This window comes from Guptibacillus hwajinpoensis (assembly GCF_005144865.1).
Taxonomy (GTDB): Bacteria; Bacillota; Bacilli; order Bacillales; family Guptibacillaceae; genus Guptibacillus; species Guptibacillus hwajinpoensis_A.
Window position 1 is genome coordinate 1,350,983 of sequence record NZ_SWFM01000001.1, and the last position, 21,228, is coordinate 1,372,210.

Sequence of the window (21,228 nt, forward strand, 5' to 3'; positions counted from 1 at the left end):
GATGGCACCGTGTTTCTATTATGGCATAAGGTAGGTAGCATAGTAACGTGTAATCGCTACTGCAAAATCTCCTCTTGTTACTTTTTCAGTTGGCTTAAACTGTGCTGTGACTTTCGGCTCAAGATCATATGGTCCTTGTGTAATATCAAAGTAGGCATTAAGAATATTCAAATCGAGGGCAAGCTGAACATATCCTTTAAGCTCTGCAGGAACTTCACCACGATCTGAAAGCTTAATCCGCTCATCTTTATATTGAACTGTCAATTCTCCATTAATAGCTTCAGCTTCATCCTGCAAGCCAAGACTCTGTACAAGAGAATAAGCTAATTCAGCTCTCGAAACATTTCCCTTCGGTGAGAACTTACCATTTACTGCTTTCATTACACCATTGTCATCCTGTTCAATATCTTTTAATGCAGCGCCTTCCGCGACAACGGCTTCCACATATGGAAGATCAGTGGCATTAACATCAGAGAACGTTTTGTTATCCGGAAGCGACTGTACCACGCCTGACCCCATCGTTAGAAACTTCGCTAGGTCAATTCGTTTGAGTGATTCATTAGGACGGTAATCTCCATTACTTTTGCTATCTAGCAATCTTTCAGAAACACCTGCTTGAATGGCTGCTTCTGCTGGATGTCCAGCAATATCATTCAATCCACTAAAGCCATTCGCTTTCTTAAACGCCAGTTCTCCTTTAATAGCTTCAGGAAGCGCTAAACCGTTTAGTCCTCTTAGTTCAACTGTCCACTTTCCTGGTAATGGTGCAGACACTTGAACAGTACGATTCGTGTATAAACTGAATAGGACGGAGATTCCTGAAGAGTATTCCTTTCCATCAGGTGCTGTTAAAACAAGATTAATCGTATTTCCTGTTTCACCTAACAATCCTTTTGCGTTAACCCTTGCAACAACCTCAGTGACACCTTCTTCAACTTGGAATTCCTTCTTATTATTATTTGCTGCACTGTAATCAATTGTAAAAGCCTCGCGATTAACTTGCATATCTACATTAGAATTGAACGTATTTGTCATGTTCACTGTCTTGCCATAATTCTTCGCCATATCTAGCGCTTTATCAACTGCAGCATAAGCATTAGCATACCCTGCACCGACTTCCCAAGCTTCATAACCTGGCATATTAGTTGCAGTATCCTGAACAATTTGCTTCACTTCTAGTGGAGATAGTTCAGGGTTTGCATCTAGAATCAAAGCAACAATACCCGCCATATGTGGTGCTGCCATTGATGTTCCACTCATAGTTGTGTAGTAAGGTAGATAAGCTGGTTCAATTAATTCAACATCTTTATCTGCACTTAGACCTGTTGTTGGTGAAATAACACGTGTTGAAACAATATCTTTACCAGGCGTCGTAATCGTCGGTTGGTCAATCCACTCGAATGTTTCTCCATCAACAGTAACTTGGCCACCTTTTTGACTTACACCTCTTGAGGAAAAGTCAGCGAGATTCCCTTGCTTGTCCCCTGCTGCTACAGTAATAACCCATGGCGCTTTTTTGTAATTCCCTGAGATTGTAGATTCTGCAGGTCCTGAGTTGCCCGCTGAGAAAACTGTTACAATTCCACGATCATAAAGCTTTTTAGTAGCAATATTGATTGGATCTTCAGGGTCAAAGTCAGTTCCTGCATCACTTGTCGCGCCCCAAGAGTTCGTGATGACACGGATATTGTAATCATTCTGGTGCGTTAGTGCGTAATCAAAGCCACCCAGTGTATCTAGAATAGCAAGTCCTGCACCAGAGCCATAACCAATCAAGTTTGCTCCAGGCGCTACGCCTTCATGCTTTCCAGCAGATTTAGAACCGTTCGCACCTACAATACCAGCAACGTGTGTACCGTGACCTGAGTTGTTATCTGTATTTGGTACATCCTCTACATACGTAATTGGCAATAATTCATTTAGAGCATGAAGATTGGTAGAACCGAGAACATTTTGTACAAGATGGTCACCGAATTTAATATCACTATGTGTACCATCTACTCCGCTGTCGTTAACAACAACACCAATTCCTTTTCCTGAAACCGGTAGTCCTCCATTTGCTTTTCTCATCTCATCGTCTGCGCGAACAGCATCTACACCCGTTAAAGCAGTAGATTCGGCATTCTCATATTCTAGTTGGTCGTTGTAATATACCGATCGAACTTCAGACTGCTGAGCGAGCTCTTGAATTTGATCAGCAGTTGCGATAACACCTGTTATTGGAAGGTTCTGTAGTGAAAGACCTTTTGTAATCCCAATGTCTTCAAGTAACGTTAGTTGAGATGCGGTTGGAGCGCCATCACCATAGAACGTTACAATTACCTCTAAACCTGTCGTTTGTGATTTCATTAGATTCTGCAGTTTAGCCCCGATCGTTGTCTCACCACTTTGAGCTGATACACTATGTAGTGGTAAAGAACTAAGAACTGATGCTGCTACTAACAAAAGTGCTAGTACAATAGACTTTAATTTCATCCTTACTCCCCCTGTTCAGAATGTTTTAACTATTATACTTATTATCCCTAATGTAGTCAGGCTTAGCTATTCCACTTAAGATATAAATCTGGGGCTATAAGAACTATAGAACAACTAGTACTAATGGTGTAGATACAAAAAGCCAGGTCCCTTACATGAAGGTTCCTGACTCGAATTTGTTTGAAGGTTAAGGTAATGGTACCAACTGGTGTTGCACCGCATAGATAATGGCTTGAGAACGGCTTTTCACATTCAGTTTTTTGTATATTTTGCTCACATGTATCTTTACCGTCTTATCGCTAATGTAAAGTTCTTCACCAATCTCTTTGTTACTCTTCCCACTAACGAGACAGATAAGGACTTCCTTTTCACGATCTGTAAGTTCTGAAGGACTAGACGCCTCCTGCTTCTGATTATAGAATCCTAGTAACCTTTTTGTAAGAGTCGGATCAATAATAGACTCTCCTTTGGCAACTGTTCTAATCGCTTCCACTACCTGATCTGTTGGAAGATCCTTAAGTAGATAACCGTCAGCCCCTTCTCTGATTGCAGCCATGAAGTATTCATCGTGACTGTGCATCGTTAACACTAGTACCTTTACAGAAGGATAATCCCTTTTCAACATCCCAGTTAATTCAATTCCGTTCTTATCTGGAATGTTAATGTCCATAAGAACAACATCAGGTTGACACGTTGTGACGACACTGACAACCTCATTTCCATTAACGGCTTCTCCTACTACCTTAATGTCATCTTCCATTTCTAGAATATTTTTTAGACCATCACGCAGTACAGCGTGATCATCCACTAGCATGACGTTGATCATGTTCCATTCCCCCCTCAAGACCAAGCTTTGGTATCGCTAAACTGATTTCTGTACCTTCGCCCTCTCTACTATCAATTTGTAGAGTAGCCTCTATTTTCTCTGCTTGTTCATTCATACTTAAAATACCAAAATGAGGATCTTTCTTGGCTTTCACCATTGCCCCTAACAATGAGAATCCAACGCCATCATCTGTCATTTTCAATAAAACATGCTCTTTCTGGTAGCTCAGTAGTATAGTAACACTAGTAGCCTTCGCATGTTTGATCGTATTTTGAACACTTTCCTGAAAGATATCAAACATTACTTTTTCTACCATCGGACTTAACACAATTGGCTTTCCGCGTTCTTCGAATGAAAGATTCAGCTTAGATTCCTTCTTGATCACTTCAATTCTTTTTAATATCGCTTGTTTAAGACCAACGCGTTCTGTTTCATACGGTCTTAAAGCATAGATCGACTCTCTTATCTCTTTCAAGCTATGCCTAAGTTTGCTTAAGCTATCAACAAGAATATCATTTGCTTCAGCAGGCTTTTGGTAGAACTTCCTGTTAGCTGTCTCAAGCTTTAGTACGGCTCCTGCAAGAGACTGGGCCACTCCATCATGGATCTCTCTTGCAATTCGATTACGCTCTTCTAATACAGTTCTTTTCTCCTGCTCAGAAATTAACATTCTTGTTTTGATAACCACCGCTAGCTGATTTGCGAGCGTTGCAACAGATTGAATATCTTCCTGTCTGAAACTATGCGTTCTGCTTCTCGCAACAACAAACATACCAAGGGATTTACCTTCAAGAATAATTGGTGCATACACAAATGCTTTTAACGCTTTATCAAAGCATGACGGTACAATCCCTGGATTTTTCTTTCGATCTTGATAAACCGCAGTCTCGGTAACATCATCAAAATCTTTTATTCCATGTGGGGCCATACATTCTTCTTTAACGACCTGACCATGGGAGAAACGGACTCTCCAACGTTCATTTTCCTTAACCCACAGAACACTTGCATCAACGTCTACGAATTCATTAAGACTTGCTTCAATCGAGTCTACCCAATTTTTTGAAGGTAACCATCTATTTAATTCTGTTGAGATCGCAAACAAAGCTTTCAATCGATTCCGTTCTGTATGCAGCCTGACAATAATGGCGCTGAGCAATGCAAAACCAACAAGTGGAGAGAAGAAGAAAAAGTAGGAGAACACATCAATAACGCCTCTATTCTGATTGGAAACGTAGAACATGACTCCTATGTAAATGATGGAAATTACGGCACTCATCAGCTCAGTTATGAATTTTGTTCTCCAGATGTGCATGGGATAAGACTGTGGTCGAATAATCAATACAAGATCCACCAATAGATTGTTAATCATATAGTACAGGCATGTTAATAGAATTACGAAGACAAGCGAACTGTTTTCTAATTGACCATAAAATGGTTCAAGTAAACGAGCAATTGATACCGCAGCTATGAAGCTCAATACGAGCTGAGAAGGATTAAATAGTACAATACGAAGCGGCCTTCTTCGGAATAAATTCACCAACAGTACGACTAATGCGTAGGCCACAATTGCTAGTGGCAACCCTTCGACAGCGTAAATCGTATAAATCAAAGGAAAGCTTAGTGACGTATAGCCTTTCCAAACAGAAATGGGGTAGTATTCTGTAACAAATAAAAAACCGACTAACAATACGAATACCCCAAAATTTTCTGGTGGTAGCATATGCAAAGACATCCAACCGACAGATAACCAACCAATAAGGGATACAAGCGTTAAAAACCACTTTGCGTGTCTTTCTCTTTTCTGAATAGGTGCTTTATCCTTCATTTCGGCCTCCGTTCGACATTATCTGAATTTTCCCTCTACAACTAGTTTACATGACTTTTAATCTTTAATAAAGAACACAAATCATTTGTCGAGTGTTTTTGAGATTAATATATATCCGCGATTTCTTCGATATATCCGCTAAAATAGAATTATATCCACGATTCTAAGTTAGTTTTATAAAAAAAGAATCCTCGCACAAGAGGATTCTTTGAGAAGTTATAGACAAACCCGGAACTAGTCGAAATGGAGGTCCACTAACCAATCCCGGGGCCAACCCTTTGATGTAAGGGTTTGATACCTTTCATTATGACAAACATCTTACCTTTTACCAATTCACCTAAAGATATATCTATTTATAGTACTTTGGTCGTATAACAAATATTTTCCATCTGTTATTCCTGACTCTCTCCTCCAATTGCTTATTATATTTAATTTCTTGGAACTAACATAATGGTAACTCCGACTAAACAAATAACAGCACCTAGAACATCGTATAAGTCAGGCGTTTTCTTATCAATCCCCCATCCCCAAAGAACTGACATGATAATAAAAACACCACCGTACGCCGCATACACACGTCCGAATGACGGAAACACTTGCCATGTCGCAATGATGCCATATAGAACTAATGCCATACCACCAGCTAGTCCAAGTAAACCTGAATAGCCTTCTCGAAGCCAGAGCCATATGAGATACCCTCCACCAATTTCTGCTAGCCCTGCTAATACGAATAGAAGAATAGCTTTCATTGCCAATTCACTCCTTTTATAAGCTGAGATGATTGTATTTTCATTATATTAAACGACCTAGGTGCCCTCAGCATCCATTTTTTAAGTAAAAATCTACCTAATCATGACCTAAGTATGATACTCTATTAAAAAATGATTACCAATATATAGCTTAATAAATTGAACGACTTCTATTTAACGCATAACGCTCTGACATCTACTATTAATTTCAGGAGAAGAGGATACCCATGACGCAACGTGATTTATACATACAGAAATCAAAAAACACCTGCGAGCATGTTTATGGAATGGATCCCAACTCAATTCCTGTTTTACATGTGTTGCTCTCAGAAGAAGAATTAGAACGACGTTTACAAAAATATGAGAGCTCACTATCTATCATACGAAAATTCATGAAGAAGCTCCTGAGCTACCTTACCGAAACTCCTACTATTGTTGTCACAACAGATCATGAAGGATACATACTTGATTCTTATGGTGATGATAGCTTTAAAAGCATGACTGATTCACTCGGAATCACTAAGGGGGTCCGCTTTGATGAATCTACTGCAGGAACGAATTCCATTTCGCTTGCACTCGAGCATAAAGAACCCGTTCATTTAGTTGGTCTTGATCATTATCACAACTGCTTTGAACAGGTTGCCTGCTACTCAGCTCCATACACTTACGAGAATGGACAACTAATGGGAACCATTTCTCTCATGACAACGAAAGAATATGCATCACCGCTCCACCTTGGATTGCTTTCATCTTCTATTGATACGATTGAACGAGAAATTAAATTGAATCAACAGAATGATCAGCTGCACCTCTATAATCAGATGTTAATGAGTGCCACGCCACTTGGGATTATCATCACAGATCAAGAAGGAATAATCCGTGAATACAATTTGAGCGCCGAGACGATCACTGGTAGAAATAAACGAGAGATGATAGGACAAACTATCGCGGCTATTTCTGAACTTGATCCTTTTTTCGACCACGTATGCACTAAAAAAAAGAGCCTTGAAAATATCGAGTTAACCCTCTCTGCTTTGGAAGAGAAAAAATGCTTCCTCGATATTTTGCCTCTTTTTGATGACACAAACAACCAACTCATCGGTGCTTTTGCACAATTTAGAGATATGACACCTTATTATCAGTTGCAGGAACAGGTGATTCAATCTGAGAAATTATCCGCTATTGGAAAGCTAGGAGCAGGCTTTGCTCATGAAATTCGTAACCCGCTCACCGCAATTATCGGTTTTACACAGATGTTAGATGTGGATGATCAGCAGACTAAATATGTGAATATTATTAAAGATGAATTAGAACGAATGAAAAACCTAGTTAATCAATTTGTCATGATGGGTAAACCAACGATTAGTCAACGTAGAACAGGTAATTTAACGACCCTTATATCAGAAACGGTCGAATTAATGAATAGTAATGCCCATTTATTTAATGTTGAAATCCACTTCGATACTGCGGAAGATTTATTCATAAGTATGGATGCTTCACAAATTAAGCAAGTGCTAATCAATTTCATCAAAAATGCAATAGAAGCAATGTTAGAGGGCGGACAAATTTGGGTTAGTCTTCAAAAGAACATCAAGAATGTCACTATTACCGTTGAAGACAACGGACAGGGTATGACTAAGGAAGAAGTTAAACAACTGGGTACGCCTTTCTTCAGTTCTAAAAGAAGTGGCCTTGGGATCGGACTTTCAATTTGTTTTGATATTATCAAGGCGCATGAAGGAAAAGTTTCGGTTGAATCAGAAGAAGGCAAAGGAACAAAAGTACATCTTACCCTACCATATCAGAGAGGAGAGGTTTAGTACCTCTTCTTTTTCATGCTTAGATTAAAACGAACTAAAGCCTGCCACCTAGAGGAGATCCTTTAAGTGGCAGGCTTGTTATTGTTCACATTTCAATTCAACTTAAAACATTTCTGAAACAGTTTTCGCTTGCATGTGAAGTCCAAGGTAATCCGGACCACCTGCTTTAGAATCTGTTCCAGACATTTTGAATCCACCGAATGGATGGTACCCAACAATTGCGCCTGTACAGTTACGGTTGAAGTATAGATTTCCTACGTGGAAGTCCATTTTCGCTTGTTCGATGTGTGCACGGTTATTCGTGATAACAGCACCTGTTAAGCCGTACTCTGTATTATTTGCAATCTCAATTGCTTCATCGAAGTTATCTGCTTTCGTTAAGCAAACAACCGGTCCGAAAATTTCTTCCTGCTGCATGCGTGATTTCGGAGCAAGGTCAGCAAACACTGTTGGCTTGATGAAGTAACCTTTGGAATCATCTCCTTCTCCACCAGCAACAAGACGTCCTTCTTCTTTCCCAATTTCAATGTAGCTCATGATTTTATCAAATGAAGCCTGATCAATAACTGGACCCATGTATACTTCTGGGCCTGTTGTTTCTCCCATTGTCAGCTCATTTGTCAGTTCAACGACACGGTCACGTACTTGATCGTACACATCTTTATGAATAACTGCACGTGAGCCTGCAGAACATTTTTGTCCAGAGAAGCCAAATGCCGAAACAACGATCGACTGAGCAGCAAGCTCTAGGTCTGCATCATTATCAACAACAACTGTATCTTTACCACCCATCTCAACGATAACACGCTTAAGGTGCTGTTGACCTGGCTGTACTTTCGCTGCACGCTCGTAGATGCGCGTTCCAACTTCACGTGATCCAGTAAACGTAATGATAGACGTTTTCGGATGGTCAACAAGATAGTCGCCTACTTCTGCGCCACTTCCTGGTACGAAGTTCAATACGCCTTTAGGAAGACCAGCTTCTTCAAGTACTTCAACGAACTTCGCAGCTACAACCGGTGTTGCACTTGCTGGCTTAAGAAGTACTGTGTTTCCAGTAACAAGCGGTGCTACTGCTGTACCAGCCATTATTGCAAACGCAAAGTTCCACGGTGGAATAACAAGAGCTACCCCACTTGGAGTGTAAACATAACGGTTTTGTTCGCCTGGGCGACTTTCGATTGCTTTTCCTTCACCAAGCTCAATCATCTGACGAGCATAATATTCCATGAAATCAATTGCTTCTGCAGTATCAGCATCTGCTTCTTTCCATGGCTTTCCTGCTTCATAAACAAGATAAGCAGAGAATTCGTGCTTGCGGCGACGAACAATCGCAGCTGCGCGGAATAGAAGTTCAGCACGAGAGCGTGCAGACCATTTTCTCCAGCCTTCAAATGCTTCATCAGCAGCTTGAATCGCTCTCTCAGCATGCTCTTTCGTCGCTTTCGAAACGCGTCCAACAACTTGCTCTTTGTTTGCAGGATTTATGGAGACAATTTTATCCTCTGTACTTACACGCTCACCATTAATTAGCAAATCATGATCTTTTCCTAACTCTTCTTTTACTAGTTTCAGTGCTTCTTCGAAAGCCTTCTTGTTTTCCTTAACAGTAAAATCAGTAAACGGTTCGTGTTTGTATGGTACTACCATGAGTAAATTCCCCTTTCGAATTTAAAATTAATGTTATTTTTTAAACAATCCATTTAATGCAAAGGCGATGTTCGCAGGACGTTCCGCTAACCGCCGCATGAAATACCCATACCAGTCATTTCCGTATGGCATATAGACTCTCACTGTGTAGCCTTCAGCTAAAAGTTCTAGCTGTCTTTCACTGCGCATTCCATACAGCATCTGGAATTCGAATTGATCTTTTGCAATGCCATGTTCTCTAACCAATTCTTTCGTGTACTGAATTATTGCATCATCATGACTTGCAATCGCAGTGTAATTCCCATTCAATAAATGCTTCTTAATTAGTAGTTTTAAGTTATGATCAACATCAGATTTGTCAGGAAATGCAACCTTCGCTGATTCCTTATAAGCCCCTTTAACAAGTCGTAAATTCGGCTTTACTTCGTTTAAATCATCCAGGTCCTGATCTGATCGATATAAATAAGATTGAATAACAGTTCCAATATTGTTGTACTTCTTCTTTAATGCTTTGTAGAGATCGAGCGTTGCTTGCGTCCTTGACGAATCTTCCATATCAATTGTCACAAATACATCATGCTTCACGGCTTCATCCATAATCTGAATCATATTTTCCCATACAAGCTCAGGATTAATATCCAGACCAAGTGACGTTACTTTTAGAGAAAGTTGTGAATTCAAATCATGAGCGCTGATCATTCGAATCGACTGTAAACACTCGAGCGTTCGTTCTCTCGCCTCGGCTTCTGAAGCAACAAACTCCCCGAGATGGTCAACCGTCACACGTAAACCCTGACTATTCAAATTCTGAATTAGAGGTACCGCATGCTCAAAGGTTTCCCCGCCAACAATCTTATCAGCCCCAAATTTACTACCCCATCGTTTTGCAAATCGATCGAGTGAAGGCCTGCTGGCAAGAAAAAGGAAAAAACTCTTGTTGAGGGCTTCCAACGCTACCACGCTCCTTTAACCTTTATCTCCAATCATTCATCAACCAGTAAGTCGTATTAATATTTTCTTTCTTGTGAAAATTATATCGATTTTATAGTGCATCTGACAACGTATTGGAAACACAATAGTTCACACCGATTTTTGTGGTTTAACCACAATAGAAAAGCGAAAGCGGCTGATTAGACCCGGCAGCTACTGGAGCCATTAGACCGGAACACGCTTTTTGTGTTCTGGACTAATGGTGAAGTGACCGAGGGACTAGCCGCTGTAGCTGGATCAAGAAAAGCGAAAGCGGCTGATTAGACCCGAAAGGCACTGGAGCCTCTCCACAAAAAAAGAAGCTGCGAGCGGCAGCTTCTCAGTTTGGACAATATATTTGAGATTTGGACAATAAAAATGGATTTTAGCCAATATATTTTGAGTTTGGACAATATATCCGAATTTCGGACAATAAACCAGCGATATTACAGACCCCCGCCTATTTCGAGGCGCCTTTTTGCTCCTCTACAGCTGCCAGGTACCGATTGTAGTAAGATGGAATGTTGTTTAGTAGCAACAATTCAATATAAATGTGACTTTTCATATTAAAATCTTCAAAATCAATATCGGTTAAATCCTGAATCTGCTTCATGCGATAATTTAACGTATTCGGATGGATAAACAGTTCTGCAGCCGTATGTTTACCTTTTCCGTTGTTTGATAGATACACTTCAAGTGTTTTTAACAAACTCGAATGGCTCACTGAATCTTTCTCCATTAGGTTTAATAAGTTCTGATTATAGTAATGTTCTGTATTGTTCTTCTCATAAAGTGCTGCAAGATACCTGTATACGCCAAGTTTTGAGAACTCGCGCGGCATCACATCAGGTCTTGGTCCGATAAAGTCAGCGGTCTCGATCACTTCAAGTGCTTCTAGAAAACTCTTTCTCATGTCAATGAGCTCAACATACTCTTTTCCGATACCAATCAAGAATGAATAGAACTCTTCATGAGTGAGTGCGCTTTTCACATATTCTACGAGCTCACGACTATTTTCGATCGCGGAACCTTTTCGTTCTTTATTTCCTGAGATCACAGCGACAATTTGCAAATCCGTTTTGAGCACCTGTAATTTATGGCGCTTAAATCTAGATAGAAGTTCCACGACTTCATTAAGAAGTGGCTCCTGAGCAGGCTCGGCAATCGACATGACGAGAACAGAAAAACGGTCAGGTAATGGTAAACTCGCTACCTGTGCCTTTCTCCGCATTTGATTTTCACTTTCATATTCATGAAGAAGCACATTCCACAGAAGCTTTTCCTGCTTTCCTTCATGTTCTTGACCTTTACGATAGGATTCATGAATAAGCTTCCCGATATGCGGAGTGATTTCAGTCAGAAACGTTACCTCTTCATCCGATAGAAGCGTATTTGTTTCTTGAACCCACACATACCCCATTGTCCGCTCTTCATAAATCGCTTTAACAACAATTCGTTGATAAAAACCGATCTCTTCAATTGGAGCAATTCTGATTGGTGCTTCATTGCTCTCCAACTGTTGTACGATCCCTTCCTTTTTCAGTCGGTCAATAATAAAGACAGGGCATTTTTTATATAGAATGGTCTTCTGTTGTGTTTGATCAAAACTTTCAGATGCTGTGCTATATGAGATGAGCTCGAAGTTCTTGTTTTCGATAATCACCGGCTTGTTTATAGCGATGCTGATTACTTCTGTTACTTTATGAATATCAGTCGCTTCTAAGATCTGTTCTTTTGCATTTATCAATATCTACCCCTCCATCCCTGTACCGCCATTAGCATTGAAACTAAAGGGTTTAACAATACTAGTTTACGTCTTTGATCATCCACTCTTATTATAGCGATTTCTCTACAAAAGAAAAACGTTATGGTAACATTTACATCATTTTAAAAGGCTCTTTTCGTAAACTTTGTTGCTATAAGAGGAGTGGTTGATTTCCGCTACAGGATGCTCGCTTTCCGCGGGGCGGGCGGTGAGCCTCCTCGTCGCTTACGCTCCTGCGGGGTCTCACCTGTCCCGCTAGTCCCGCAGGAGTCGAGCACCTTCCGCTCCAATCATCGATGAAGTGTGGTCCTTTAAACAAAAACTTTCAAAAGCAACAACCTTCTAGAAAAGAGCCTTTTATAAAGGCGTTTTCATAAACAAAAAAGGACGCTTAAACTTTTGCGTCCTTCCCAGTACTTAAAGCGCCTTCACAAGTCCTCCGTCTACAACGAGCGACTGGCCTGTCACATACGTATTTGCACCTGAAGCTAGAAATACAACCATCTTTGCAAATTCATCAGGCTCACCATATCGTTTAATAGGGATTGATTGTTCAACCTGACTTTTTAACTCATCCGTCGTCATCCCTAATTGATCTGCTCTTATTTGATCAAGTTGCGCTACACGATCTGTTGCAATTCGGCCAGGTCCTACCGTATTAACGAGTATATTATGCTCTGCATATTCCTGTGATAAGCTTTTCGCAAAGCCAACAATCCCTGCACGAAAAGTATTTGATAGAATCAAGTTATCTAAAGATTGTTTAATAGATGAGGATGCGATATTTACAATACGTCCGCTCCCCTGTTTTCTCATATATGGAATAACGGCTCTTGAAGTACGAACGAAGCTTAATAAATTCAGTTCAAAGGCATGCTGCCATTCTTCATCACTGAAATTTTCAAACCCACCTGCTGGAGGTCCTCCCGCATTATTGATAAGCACGTCAACTGTTCCATTCGTATCTGCTGCGAACATCATGAGCTCGTTAATTTCCTCCCCGTTCGTTACATCACAAACTTTCCACGTCACCTGGGTATTCCCAGTTTCTTCAATGATTTCTTCACATGACTTCTTTAGTTCTTCGGCACTGCGACTCGATAATACAACATAAGCTCCTTCTTCTGCGAAAGCAAGTCCCGTTGCTTTACCAAGTCCTTTGCTAGCTGCTGTGACAACGACTGATTTTCCTTTTAGATTCAGATCCATCTCGTCATTCCTTTCGATTCATGAAGTTAGTATCACGTAGATATTGATTGTTCACTATCATTTCTTTTTACTAGATAATTTCTAACCATTAAGAGAAGAAAAACCAGCCCTCCAATAATATCTGTTACGATACCAGGATAGATTAATAGAAGTGCACCGATCCCGGTTAGTAGTCTGAACCACACTGGGAGTGCCGTAATGAAATAACCTTCAGCCGTAACGGATAATAGAAAGACGCCAACTAGAGATGTAACTGCTATTAGTAAGACATTCATAACCGTTGCATCTACCATTAGCATTTCGTGAGAAAAAACGAACATAAATGGCACGATAAAACCTGCAATAGCAAGCTTCATTGCCTGAAAACCTGTTTTGTTAGGATCACCACCGCTAATTCCTGCTCCTGCAAATGCTGCTAGTGCGACTGGTGGGGTGATATTCGCAAAAATACCGAAATAGAACACAAACATATGCGCTACGAAGATCGCTGTTTCCGGAGATCCTGCAAGCTCTCGGAATAAAGGTAGCTGAAGCAAAATAGGCGCTGCCATCGTACTCGTAATAATATAAGTCGGTATGCTTGGAAGCCCCATACCAAGAATGATTGATGTAATCATCGCTAGAAGGAGTGTAATGATCAACTGAATCAATGGACTATTCACCATGGAACCGATGCTTACGATACTATTCGCAATTTCAAGCGCTACTCCTGTTAGAGAAGCAATGCCTACTACTATACCGACTGCACCACATGCGATTGCAACTGGAATCGTTGTTTTCGCGCCTTCTTCAAGTGCCTGGATACTGTCCATTACCCCAATTTCTTCTGCTTCAAGTTTAAGTACTCTTCTCCAAACATTAATGATGAAAGGAAGGAGCACTATAATTAAAAGTTCCCACCAGTCTCCTCTTACGTTAGGTAAAGGACTTCCGGATAGAACAGAGACAATTTGAGGTTGGAAAATCAAGAAAAATCCTAATAGCATAATAAGTGGAAGCATTTTTCTCGATGCTGAAATAATAACCGTAGCAATAATTGACCAGAATGCTGCAAAGAAAGGCGTTTTTCCTGAGAATAAAAGGTAAAGAAGAAACAACATTGGAATAATCAGATGTCCTCGTTCGATAAGTACTGCCTTTACTGTAGGTAGTTCGCTCTTTGGTAACCCCTTCAACCCTCTTTTTGCTGCTCGAAAATGTACCTGCAAAAGAATTCCTATATAAAATAAGACGGCAGGAATAATCCCTGCTAGAATGATTTTCGTATAAGGGACATTCAAGTTCTCTGCCATAATGAAGGCTGCTGCTCCCATAATCGGTGGGAGAATTTGTCCACCTACACTAGCTGCGGACTCTACAGCACCAGCGAAATTTTTGTGATAACCTATTTTCTTCATTAGAGGAATTGTAAATGCACCGGTCGTCACCACATTTGCGATAGCCGAACCATTAATTGATCCTAGAAAACCACTTGCAATAACCGCAACTTTCGCTGGCCCTCCCTTTGTATGGCCTGCAACTGCAAGTGCAAGATCATTAAAAAGCTGCCCCATTCCAGATCTGCTCAAAAATGCGCCAAACAAAATGAAGAGAATGATATAACTAGCAGATACTCCAATTGCAGTACCTAGAATACCTTCGGTGATGAAGACAAGCTGTGATATGATTTGTTTCGATACACTTAAAATAACGGGTTCCGTTAACTGTGGATAAATAGAGAGCTTTACATAGAATCCATAAACGAGAAAAGCTGCTCCAAGTAAGGTTAGCCCCCAGCCTGTGATTCTTCGTGTGATATCAAACAATAAGAGAACAATCACAATCCCAACGATAAAATCGAGGGAATTAATTTGTCCGCCTGACTGAATGATTCGTTCAGCTGTAAAAAGCATATAAATCCCGATAATTAGAGAAAGTGTGAATAGAATATAATCATAGATAGGGATTCGTTTGCTAGCATTCTTTTTCATAAAAGGATAGATTAAGAATCCAAGCGCCATCAGCGTGTATAAATGTATACTTCGCTGCTGAATATCAACAAGTGAACCTGCATAAGAAGTATATAAGTGGAAAAGTGCAAGTCCTGCAGCTAAAAGTGTTACAACGAATTTCATCTTAGAAAGGTGGAGTGAACGTACGTTACTTTCCCGATCATAATCTGTCGCTTCTATGTTTTTCTTCTCAATCAAATTGATCACCTCATAGGACTCGTATTTTATATAGCAAAGCTTGTATTAGATTAAGTTGCTTAACAGTCATATGGTAGGAACTGTTTGCCTTAAGCTTGTCGCTTTGTCCATCTATCGTTATTCGGTGTTCCGTCGTCTTCCCCGTTCGAAAATAAAAATGATTACCAATCGAACGGTTAATCCCCGTCATATACACCCAGCCATCTTTAATAAACGTATCTTTTCCTGCATCACTCGGGACACCTGCTCCAAATGTTTTAAACCTGGTTTGTTTGAGAAATATGTCGCTATTACCTATTACAAAAAACTCTTCCCATTCTTCTTTCTCAACAGAATGCTGCCACCGTAGTGAAACTTCAGAAGCTCCTATGTAGATGCCGTCCACTTTGTCCTCTCCCTCTAGTGTGAGAACCTGTAAAGGAAACAAGAACAAAATAATGCATTGTGAAATGAGTATCAACCAATTTCGTAAAAAGAGAGCACCGATTAGATGCCCCCGTTTATTTCTATTCAAGTACTCCCTGCTCCTCATAAAATGCCTTTGCTCCCGGATGTAATGGAACAATTAAACCTTTTGCAATTTCATCACGGTCAAGCTGCTTCAGAGCGCCGACCGCTACCTCATCTGATCCAAGGTAGTCATAATATCGTTTCGTTAAATCTTTAACGAGGGCCTCATCTAAATCTGGAGAAACAACAATCATGTTTTGAATCCCCACAGTCACAACTTCATTTTCGAGATTATATTTCGCTTCATCACCTGCTGGAATTTTGTAATCCTTATAGAAAGGATACTTTTCCTTTAGGGCCTCAGCTGTATCACCTTTAATTTCAACAAACGCGATCTCATTCTGTTGCATTAAATCTGTAATATTGCTGTTCGGTACACCCGATGTAAAGAAGGCTGCATCTAAGTTTCCGTTTTTCATTTCCTGTACACTGTCGGCATAGCCTGTATGAGTAACTTTAGAAAGATCATCATACGTTAGTCCAACTGCCTCAAGTACTTTCTGGGCACTTTGTTCAACACCGGAACCGACTTTTCCAACGCCTACCTTCTTGCCTTTTAGATCTTCTACCGACTCAATTCCACTATCTTTTGTAGCTACAATTTGCACAACATTAGGATACATACCTGCTAGGGCTTCAATATCAACTTTCTTACCTTCGAATTGTCCCTTACCTTCGATCGCATCATAAGCAACATCACTCATCACAACAGCCATCTGATTGAGCCCATCCTGGATATTCTGGATGTTTGCTACAGATGCACCAGTTGATTCAACAGTAATATTTCCTATTGAATCACTTTGTTCAAAGATCGGCTTCAGTGCTCCGCCAATCGGATAATAAGTTCCTGAGGTTCCGCCAGTTCCAAATACGAGTGACTGCGATGAATCAGACGAATCTTCACCGCTGCCAGCTGAGTTACCGCCACCACATGCCGAAATGATTATAGCTAGCGCAAGCATAAGTACTGCAAGTCCTTTTGTCTTCATTTTCAATTCCTCCGTTTCGTCGTTTCCTAGTTTAATGGTAACGCTTACACATTTATTTTAGAATATTTAGAACATATTGGACGTTTTGGTCTTTTTGGTCAAAATAAAAAGTTATTTCCGTGAAGTGTGGTGTTTGATTCAACTACTTTATCAAAAACAACAATGTTATAGAAAGGCTCTTTTCTAAAAGATTGTTGCTTTTGAAAGAAATTTTGTATAAAGAACCACACTTAGCTGATTGGAGCGGAAGGATGCTCTACTCCTGCGGGATTAGCGGGACAGGCGAGACCCCACAGGCGCAATGTTTTTTGCGCCGAGGAGGCTCACCGCCCGCCCCGCGGAAAGCGAGCATACTGGAGCGGAAATCCCCCCTACTTTTAGAGCAACATTGTCTACGAAAAGAGCCTATAGAAATGAACCTAAATAAAAAGAGTTCTTCTATGATTTAGAAGAACTCTTAACAAGTGAATAGCGATTGAGCGGTCTACCAACGCCACCATATTGAATATCAAGTTGGACTTTATCTGATTTCTGTAGATAATCAAGATATCGTCTTGCGGTCACCCTGGCGATACCAATTCCATCTGCTGCTTCTTCAGCAGAGAGTGGCTGCTGTTGATCCCCCAGATAAGAAATGATTTGCTTCATCGTTTGATAATTGAGACCCTTTGGCATCCTATCTACATCGACTGTTTTGTCGTTATGGATATGGACAGCTTTCAATTGATCTAGCTCTTTCTGAGTGAGTTTCCCTTGTCCATCTATGCTCGATTTGTATAGTAGAAAATTGTTCAATGCTTGTTGCAGCCTTTCGAATTTAAACGGCTTAATAATATAATCCCTTGCCCCATGATGAAGCATCGTGCGAATGGTATGGCGATCATTGGCTGCTGTCACTGCGATCACTTCTACATTTATACCTTCTTGTCTTAGCATCTTTAACGTTTCAACACCATTTTTTGCTGGCATGTAAACATCGAGTATAATTAATTCGGCCTGTAACTTTCTTGCAAACTTCATTCCTTCTTCTCCTGTATGTGCCGTTCCAACTACTCGAAAACCATCAACTCTCTCAATAAATTGACGATTAACTTCCTGAACCATTGGATCGTCTTCAATTAATAGAACGTCGACCATCATTTCTCTCAGCCTCCTCCCTCTTCATTGGCAAGTCTAACTCGATACTCGTTCCTTCTCCTTCATGAGAAATAAAGTTCATCTTCCCATTGCCTTTATCAATTGTGTGCTTTACTAGGTATAACCCAAGCCCACTTCCTTTTTCTCCTTTTGTTGTAAATCCTTTCGTCATGATTTTTTCCTTCATCTTCTCAGGTACCCCACATCCGTTATCCTCGACAGTAATCAAAAAAAGATCGTCATCCTGTAGTAAACTAACCTCAATTATTCTCTCATTACGATCAATCTCCTCGAAAGAATGAAACGCATTTTCGATTAAATTACCAATAATTAGAACGATATCATGGCTATCTAGAAAATAAGGTAGAGTTTCTAATCTACTATTTTGAGTAATTGTAAGGTTAATTCCCAATTCCTTCGCTCTTTTAACTTTGCTAATTAGCAATCCGGAAAGACGATAATCCTTAATGCGCTTACTTAAAAATCCAGATAGCTCTTCATCTCTCTGAGAAACATCGAAGACGTAGTTCAATGCCTTCTCTTTCTCATCTAACTGAATAAGCCCAGCAATCGTATGCAGTCGATTCATGGATTCATGATTTTGAACTCTGAGAGCATCAACGAAATTTTTAACTCCCGTTAATTCTTCTGCCATACGGGCGACCTCTGTTCGATCTTGAAATACAGCGACAGCTCCTACTGTTTCATTTTCTACACATATAGGCACTTTACTAATGACTAAAACCTTGTTTCCTGATGTTACTTCTTCTCGATCAAACGCATCCTTGCAAGTTAAAATCGATAGTAACTTAGGACTAATTAACACATCACGCATAGCCCGACCGACCGCATCATCAACAACACCGAGAATGGATTTCGCTTTGTCATTAAAAATCATGATTTCACCTTTTAGATTAATTGCGATAACCCCTTCATTCATCGCTTGGAAAGTGGCTGTTCTCTCAACCAACAACCTTGAAATTTCATAAGGCTCAAGTTGAAATGTTTCTTTTTTGATTTGCCTAGCAAGTAACCAGGAACCTATCATTCCAAACCCAAGCGAAAGGAGAGTAATCAAAATCAATTGAGATTCAATGCTTAGAAGGACGCTCGTCAAACTCGGAAGCATATGACCAACAAGGACAACGCCAATTTGTTCGTGTTGATCGTTCATAATTGGAACGAAAGATCTGATAGCCATACCCATATCTCCCTGTGCCTTTGAAACATAGCTATGCTCTGCAAATGCCGCTCCTTCATCTTTACCTGATGATACAGTACCTAGTTTCTCTTCCACCGGATGAGAGTAACGAATCCGGTTCAAATCAAGAACAACAATGTAATCCGCTCCGTTGATTGTTCTAATTCGGTTCACAATGGGGTTAATTCGATTCCACCCTTCACTTTCCAATAAATACTGTTGGACTTCAGGCAAGTTAGCAACAATTCGCCCTGTAATTAAGCCCCTATCTCCCAGATCACTCTCATTTTCTTCATATATTTTACCGGAAGCAATGATCCCAGCAATGATAATTGAAAAGAATACCACACCAAATGATAGGATCATAATCTTTGTTTTAATTGGTATTCTTACTGTCATTGCTTGAAAATCCCTCCATACGTATGATTGCCAACAAATTGTAATTGGGTTGCTTTTACAAGTTATGATCTATGATAAACTATTGGAAACGCTTTCGAAATAGGTGAATCTATGAAAACATTCATCACAATTACAGCTTTCATTCTAGTAGGAGTCCTCACCGCTCTCTTCTTTGGTTTCAATCAAACAGCTAACTCGATTGATTACGACGACGAACAGGAAGGAATTAGTGAACAGGTGATTATTCGTTTCAGTCACGTAGCTGCTGAAAATACACCTAAAGGATTGGCAGCTCGTTACTTTGCAGAGTCTGTACAAATGAAAACAAATGATGAAGTCACTGTTGAAATCTACTCGAATGGTGAAATCTATCAAGATCAAAATGAGTGGGAGGCTCTGACCAGTGGCAAAGTCGAGATGATTGCGCCTGCGACGGCTAAGTTATCGCCCCTATTTCCAGACTGGCAAGTACTTGACCTTCCATATGCATTTCAAACGGAACAAGCTGTTCAAGAAGCGTATGAAGGAAAGATTGGGGAGGAGCTTTTAAACGATCTGAAGCGTTCGAACGCGAAAGGGCTTGGTTTCTGGTATAACGGTTTTAAACAGTTTACCAATGATCAACATCCTATTATTCAACCAGTAGATATGGATCAACTTCATTTTCGTACAATGCCAGGGCCTACTATAGCAGCGCAATTCGATGCAGTTAATGCCAGTACCAGTGAACTTTCATTTAATAAAACATATCGGAATTTAGAAGTTGATTTTATTGATGGACAGGAAAACACCGTATCGAACATTTACTCGAAGAAGTTTTACAAAGAACAGTCCTTTATGACGATCAGCAACCACGCTTATTTAGGCTATGCCATTCTCATGAACAAATCATTCTGGAATAAGCTATCCAAATCACATCAAGAAGCGATCGTTTCTTCAATGGAGGAAACAACCGATTGGGTTCGACGGCATTCAATTGAAATCAACGATAGTCAAATTCGCGAATTAAAGCGAACGTCAGATATACAGATTGATGTCCTAACAAATGCCCAAAGAAAGAAATGGAAAGAAGCGTTTCTCCCAGTATACATACAAGCAGAAAAATCCATTTCACCATCACTTTTACGAGAAGTGAAACGGATTCAGAATCATTATTCATCCCATAATTAGGAGGTCATCTATATGAACACTCTATTCGTCGCAGGACACTCGAAACTACCAACAGGAATAGCTGCAAACAACATTTCTGATACCCTTACCCTGACGCTTGAAGTGGATAAAAAATACGGTGTTATCGTCGATGCTTCCTGCACACTTGCTACGGAGCATAGTAAACAATTCGTCAGACAGCTACTGAAAGGATTTAGTCTTAAAGACGGCTTTGATGAGCCACTTCAACGCTTAAAGGAAGGCTATCTTGGCAAAGCAGGAAATGCTCTAGCTGCTGCACTTAAGGATGCTCATAAACAATATGAGATGCATCCAGAACCAAGTGAAATGCGGAAATAAAAAAGA

The 21,228-nt window shown here is 40.2% G+C and carries 16 protein-coding genes; 3 read left to right on the forward strand and 13 right to left on the reverse strand.

Annotation, left to right across the window (positions count from 1 at the left end):
* Nucleotides 1-18: 18 nt before the first annotated feature.
* From FBF83_RS06730 to FBF83_RS06745, 4 genes are all read right to left on the reverse strand, one after another.
* A complete protein-coding gene (locus tag FBF83_RS06730; RefSeq protein ID WP_136946320.1) occupies nt 19-2,475 on the reverse strand; it encodes a S8 family serine peptidase in 2,457 nt (818 codons plus the stop codon).
* Between the two features lie 187 nt (nt 2,476-2,662).
* Complete coding sequence (locus FBF83_RS06735) at nt 2,663-3,301, reverse strand: response regulator (protein WP_136946321.1); 639 nt, start codon at nt 3,299-3,301, stop codon at nt 2,663-2,665.
* Nucleotides 3,276-5,126, reverse strand: coding sequence for a GAF domain-containing sensor histidine kinase (locus FBF83_RS06740; protein WP_136946322.1), 1,851 nt, complete (start codon nt 5,124-5,126; stop codon nt 3,276-3,278). Before FBF83_RS06740 ends, FBF83_RS06735 begins: the two co-directional genes overlap by 26 nt.
* A gap of 428 nt (nt 5,127-5,554) precedes the next feature.
* A complete protein-coding gene (locus tag FBF83_RS06745; RefSeq protein WP_136946323.1) occupies nt 5,555-5,875 on the reverse strand; it encodes a YnfA family protein in 321 nt (106 codons plus the stop codon).
* Nucleotides 5,876-6,102: 227 nt separating this feature from the next.
* Here FBF83_RS06745 and FBF83_RS06750 point away from each other — a divergent pair, with 227 nt between their 5' ends.
* On the forward strand, nt 6,103-7,695 hold the full coding sequence (locus FBF83_RS06750; RefSeq protein ID WP_136946324.1) for an ATP-binding protein: 1,593 nt from the start codon (nt 6,103-6,105) through the stop codon (nt 7,693-7,695).
* Nucleotides 7,696-7,797: 102 nt separating this feature from the next.
* On the opposite strand, the gene pruA is transcribed toward FBF83_RS06750, so the two are convergent.
* The 9 genes from pruA to FBF83_RS06800 form a co-directional block, all read right to left on the reverse strand.
* A complete protein-coding gene (pruA, locus tag FBF83_RS06755) occupies nt 7,798-9,345 on the reverse strand; it encodes an L-glutamate gamma-semialdehyde dehydrogenase (protein ID WP_136946325.1) in 1,548 nt (515 codons plus the stop codon).
* Between the two features lie 33 nt (nt 9,346-9,378).
* Nucleotides 9,379-10,296 carry a proline dehydrogenase family protein gene (locus FBF83_RS06760; protein WP_136946326.1) on the reverse strand — a complete coding sequence of 306 codons (918 nt, stop codon included), beginning with the start codon at nt 10,294-10,296 and terminating at the stop codon, nt 9,379-9,381.
* Nucleotides 10,297-10,774: 478 nt separating this feature from the next.
* Entirely contained in the window at nt 10,775-12,061 is a 1,287-nt protein-coding gene (locus FBF83_RS06765) for a PucR family transcriptional regulator (RefSeq protein WP_240687997.1), read from the reverse strand.
* 435 nt (nt 12,062-12,496) lie between these two features.
* Nucleotides 12,497-13,288: an SDR family oxidoreductase gene (locus FBF83_RS06770; RefSeq protein ID WP_136946327.1), complete on the reverse strand. Its 792-nt coding sequence runs from the start codon at nt 13,286-13,288 to the stop codon at nt 12,497-12,499.
* A 32-nt stretch (nt 13,289-13,320) separates the two neighbouring features.
* Complete coding sequence (locus FBF83_RS06775) at nt 13,321-15,477, reverse strand: TRAP transporter permease (RefSeq protein WP_420875109.1); 2,157 nt, start codon at nt 15,475-15,477, stop codon at nt 13,321-13,323.
* A gap of 10 nt (nt 15,478-15,487) precedes the next feature.
* Nucleotides 15,488-15,991 (reverse strand): DUF1850 domain-containing protein, encoded by a 504-nt coding sequence (locus FBF83_RS06780; protein WP_205665308.1) that lies wholly within the window; start codon nt 15,989-15,991, stop codon nt 15,488-15,490.
* Nucleotides 15,984-16,976: a TAXI family TRAP transporter solute-binding subunit gene (locus FBF83_RS06785; protein ID WP_136946329.1), complete on the reverse strand. Its 993-nt coding sequence runs from the start codon at nt 16,974-16,976 to the stop codon at nt 15,984-15,986. Before FBF83_RS06785 ends, FBF83_RS06780 begins: the two co-directional genes overlap by 8 nt.
* A 438-nt stretch (nt 16,977-17,414) precedes the next feature.
* On the reverse strand, nt 17,415-18,113 hold the full coding sequence (locus FBF83_RS06795; RefSeq protein ID WP_136946521.1) for a response regulator: 699 nt from the start codon (nt 18,111-18,113) through the stop codon (nt 17,415-17,417).
* A complete protein-coding gene (locus tag FBF83_RS06800; RefSeq protein ID WP_136946331.1) occupies nt 18,091-19,713 on the reverse strand; it encodes an ATP-binding protein in 1,623 nt (540 codons plus the stop codon). Before FBF83_RS06800 ends, FBF83_RS06795 begins: the two co-directional genes overlap by 23 nt.
* Nucleotides 19,714-19,824: 111 nt before the next feature.
* On the opposite strand from FBF83_RS06800, the gene FBF83_RS06805 reads away from it, so the two are divergent.
* Together FBF83_RS06805 and FBF83_RS06810 are read left to right on the forward strand one after the other, a co-directional pair.
* Nucleotides 19,825-20,883, forward strand: coding sequence for a DctP family TRAP transporter solute-binding subunit (locus FBF83_RS06805; protein ID WP_136946332.1), 1,059 nt, complete (start codon nt 19,825-19,827; stop codon nt 20,881-20,883).
* A 12-nt stretch (nt 20,884-20,895) separates the two neighbouring features.
* A complete protein-coding gene (locus FBF83_RS06810) occupies nt 20,896-21,222 on the forward strand; it encodes a DUF3870 domain-containing protein (protein ID WP_136946333.1) in 327 nt (108 codons plus the stop codon).
* Nucleotides 21,223-21,228: the final 6 nt, after the last annotated feature.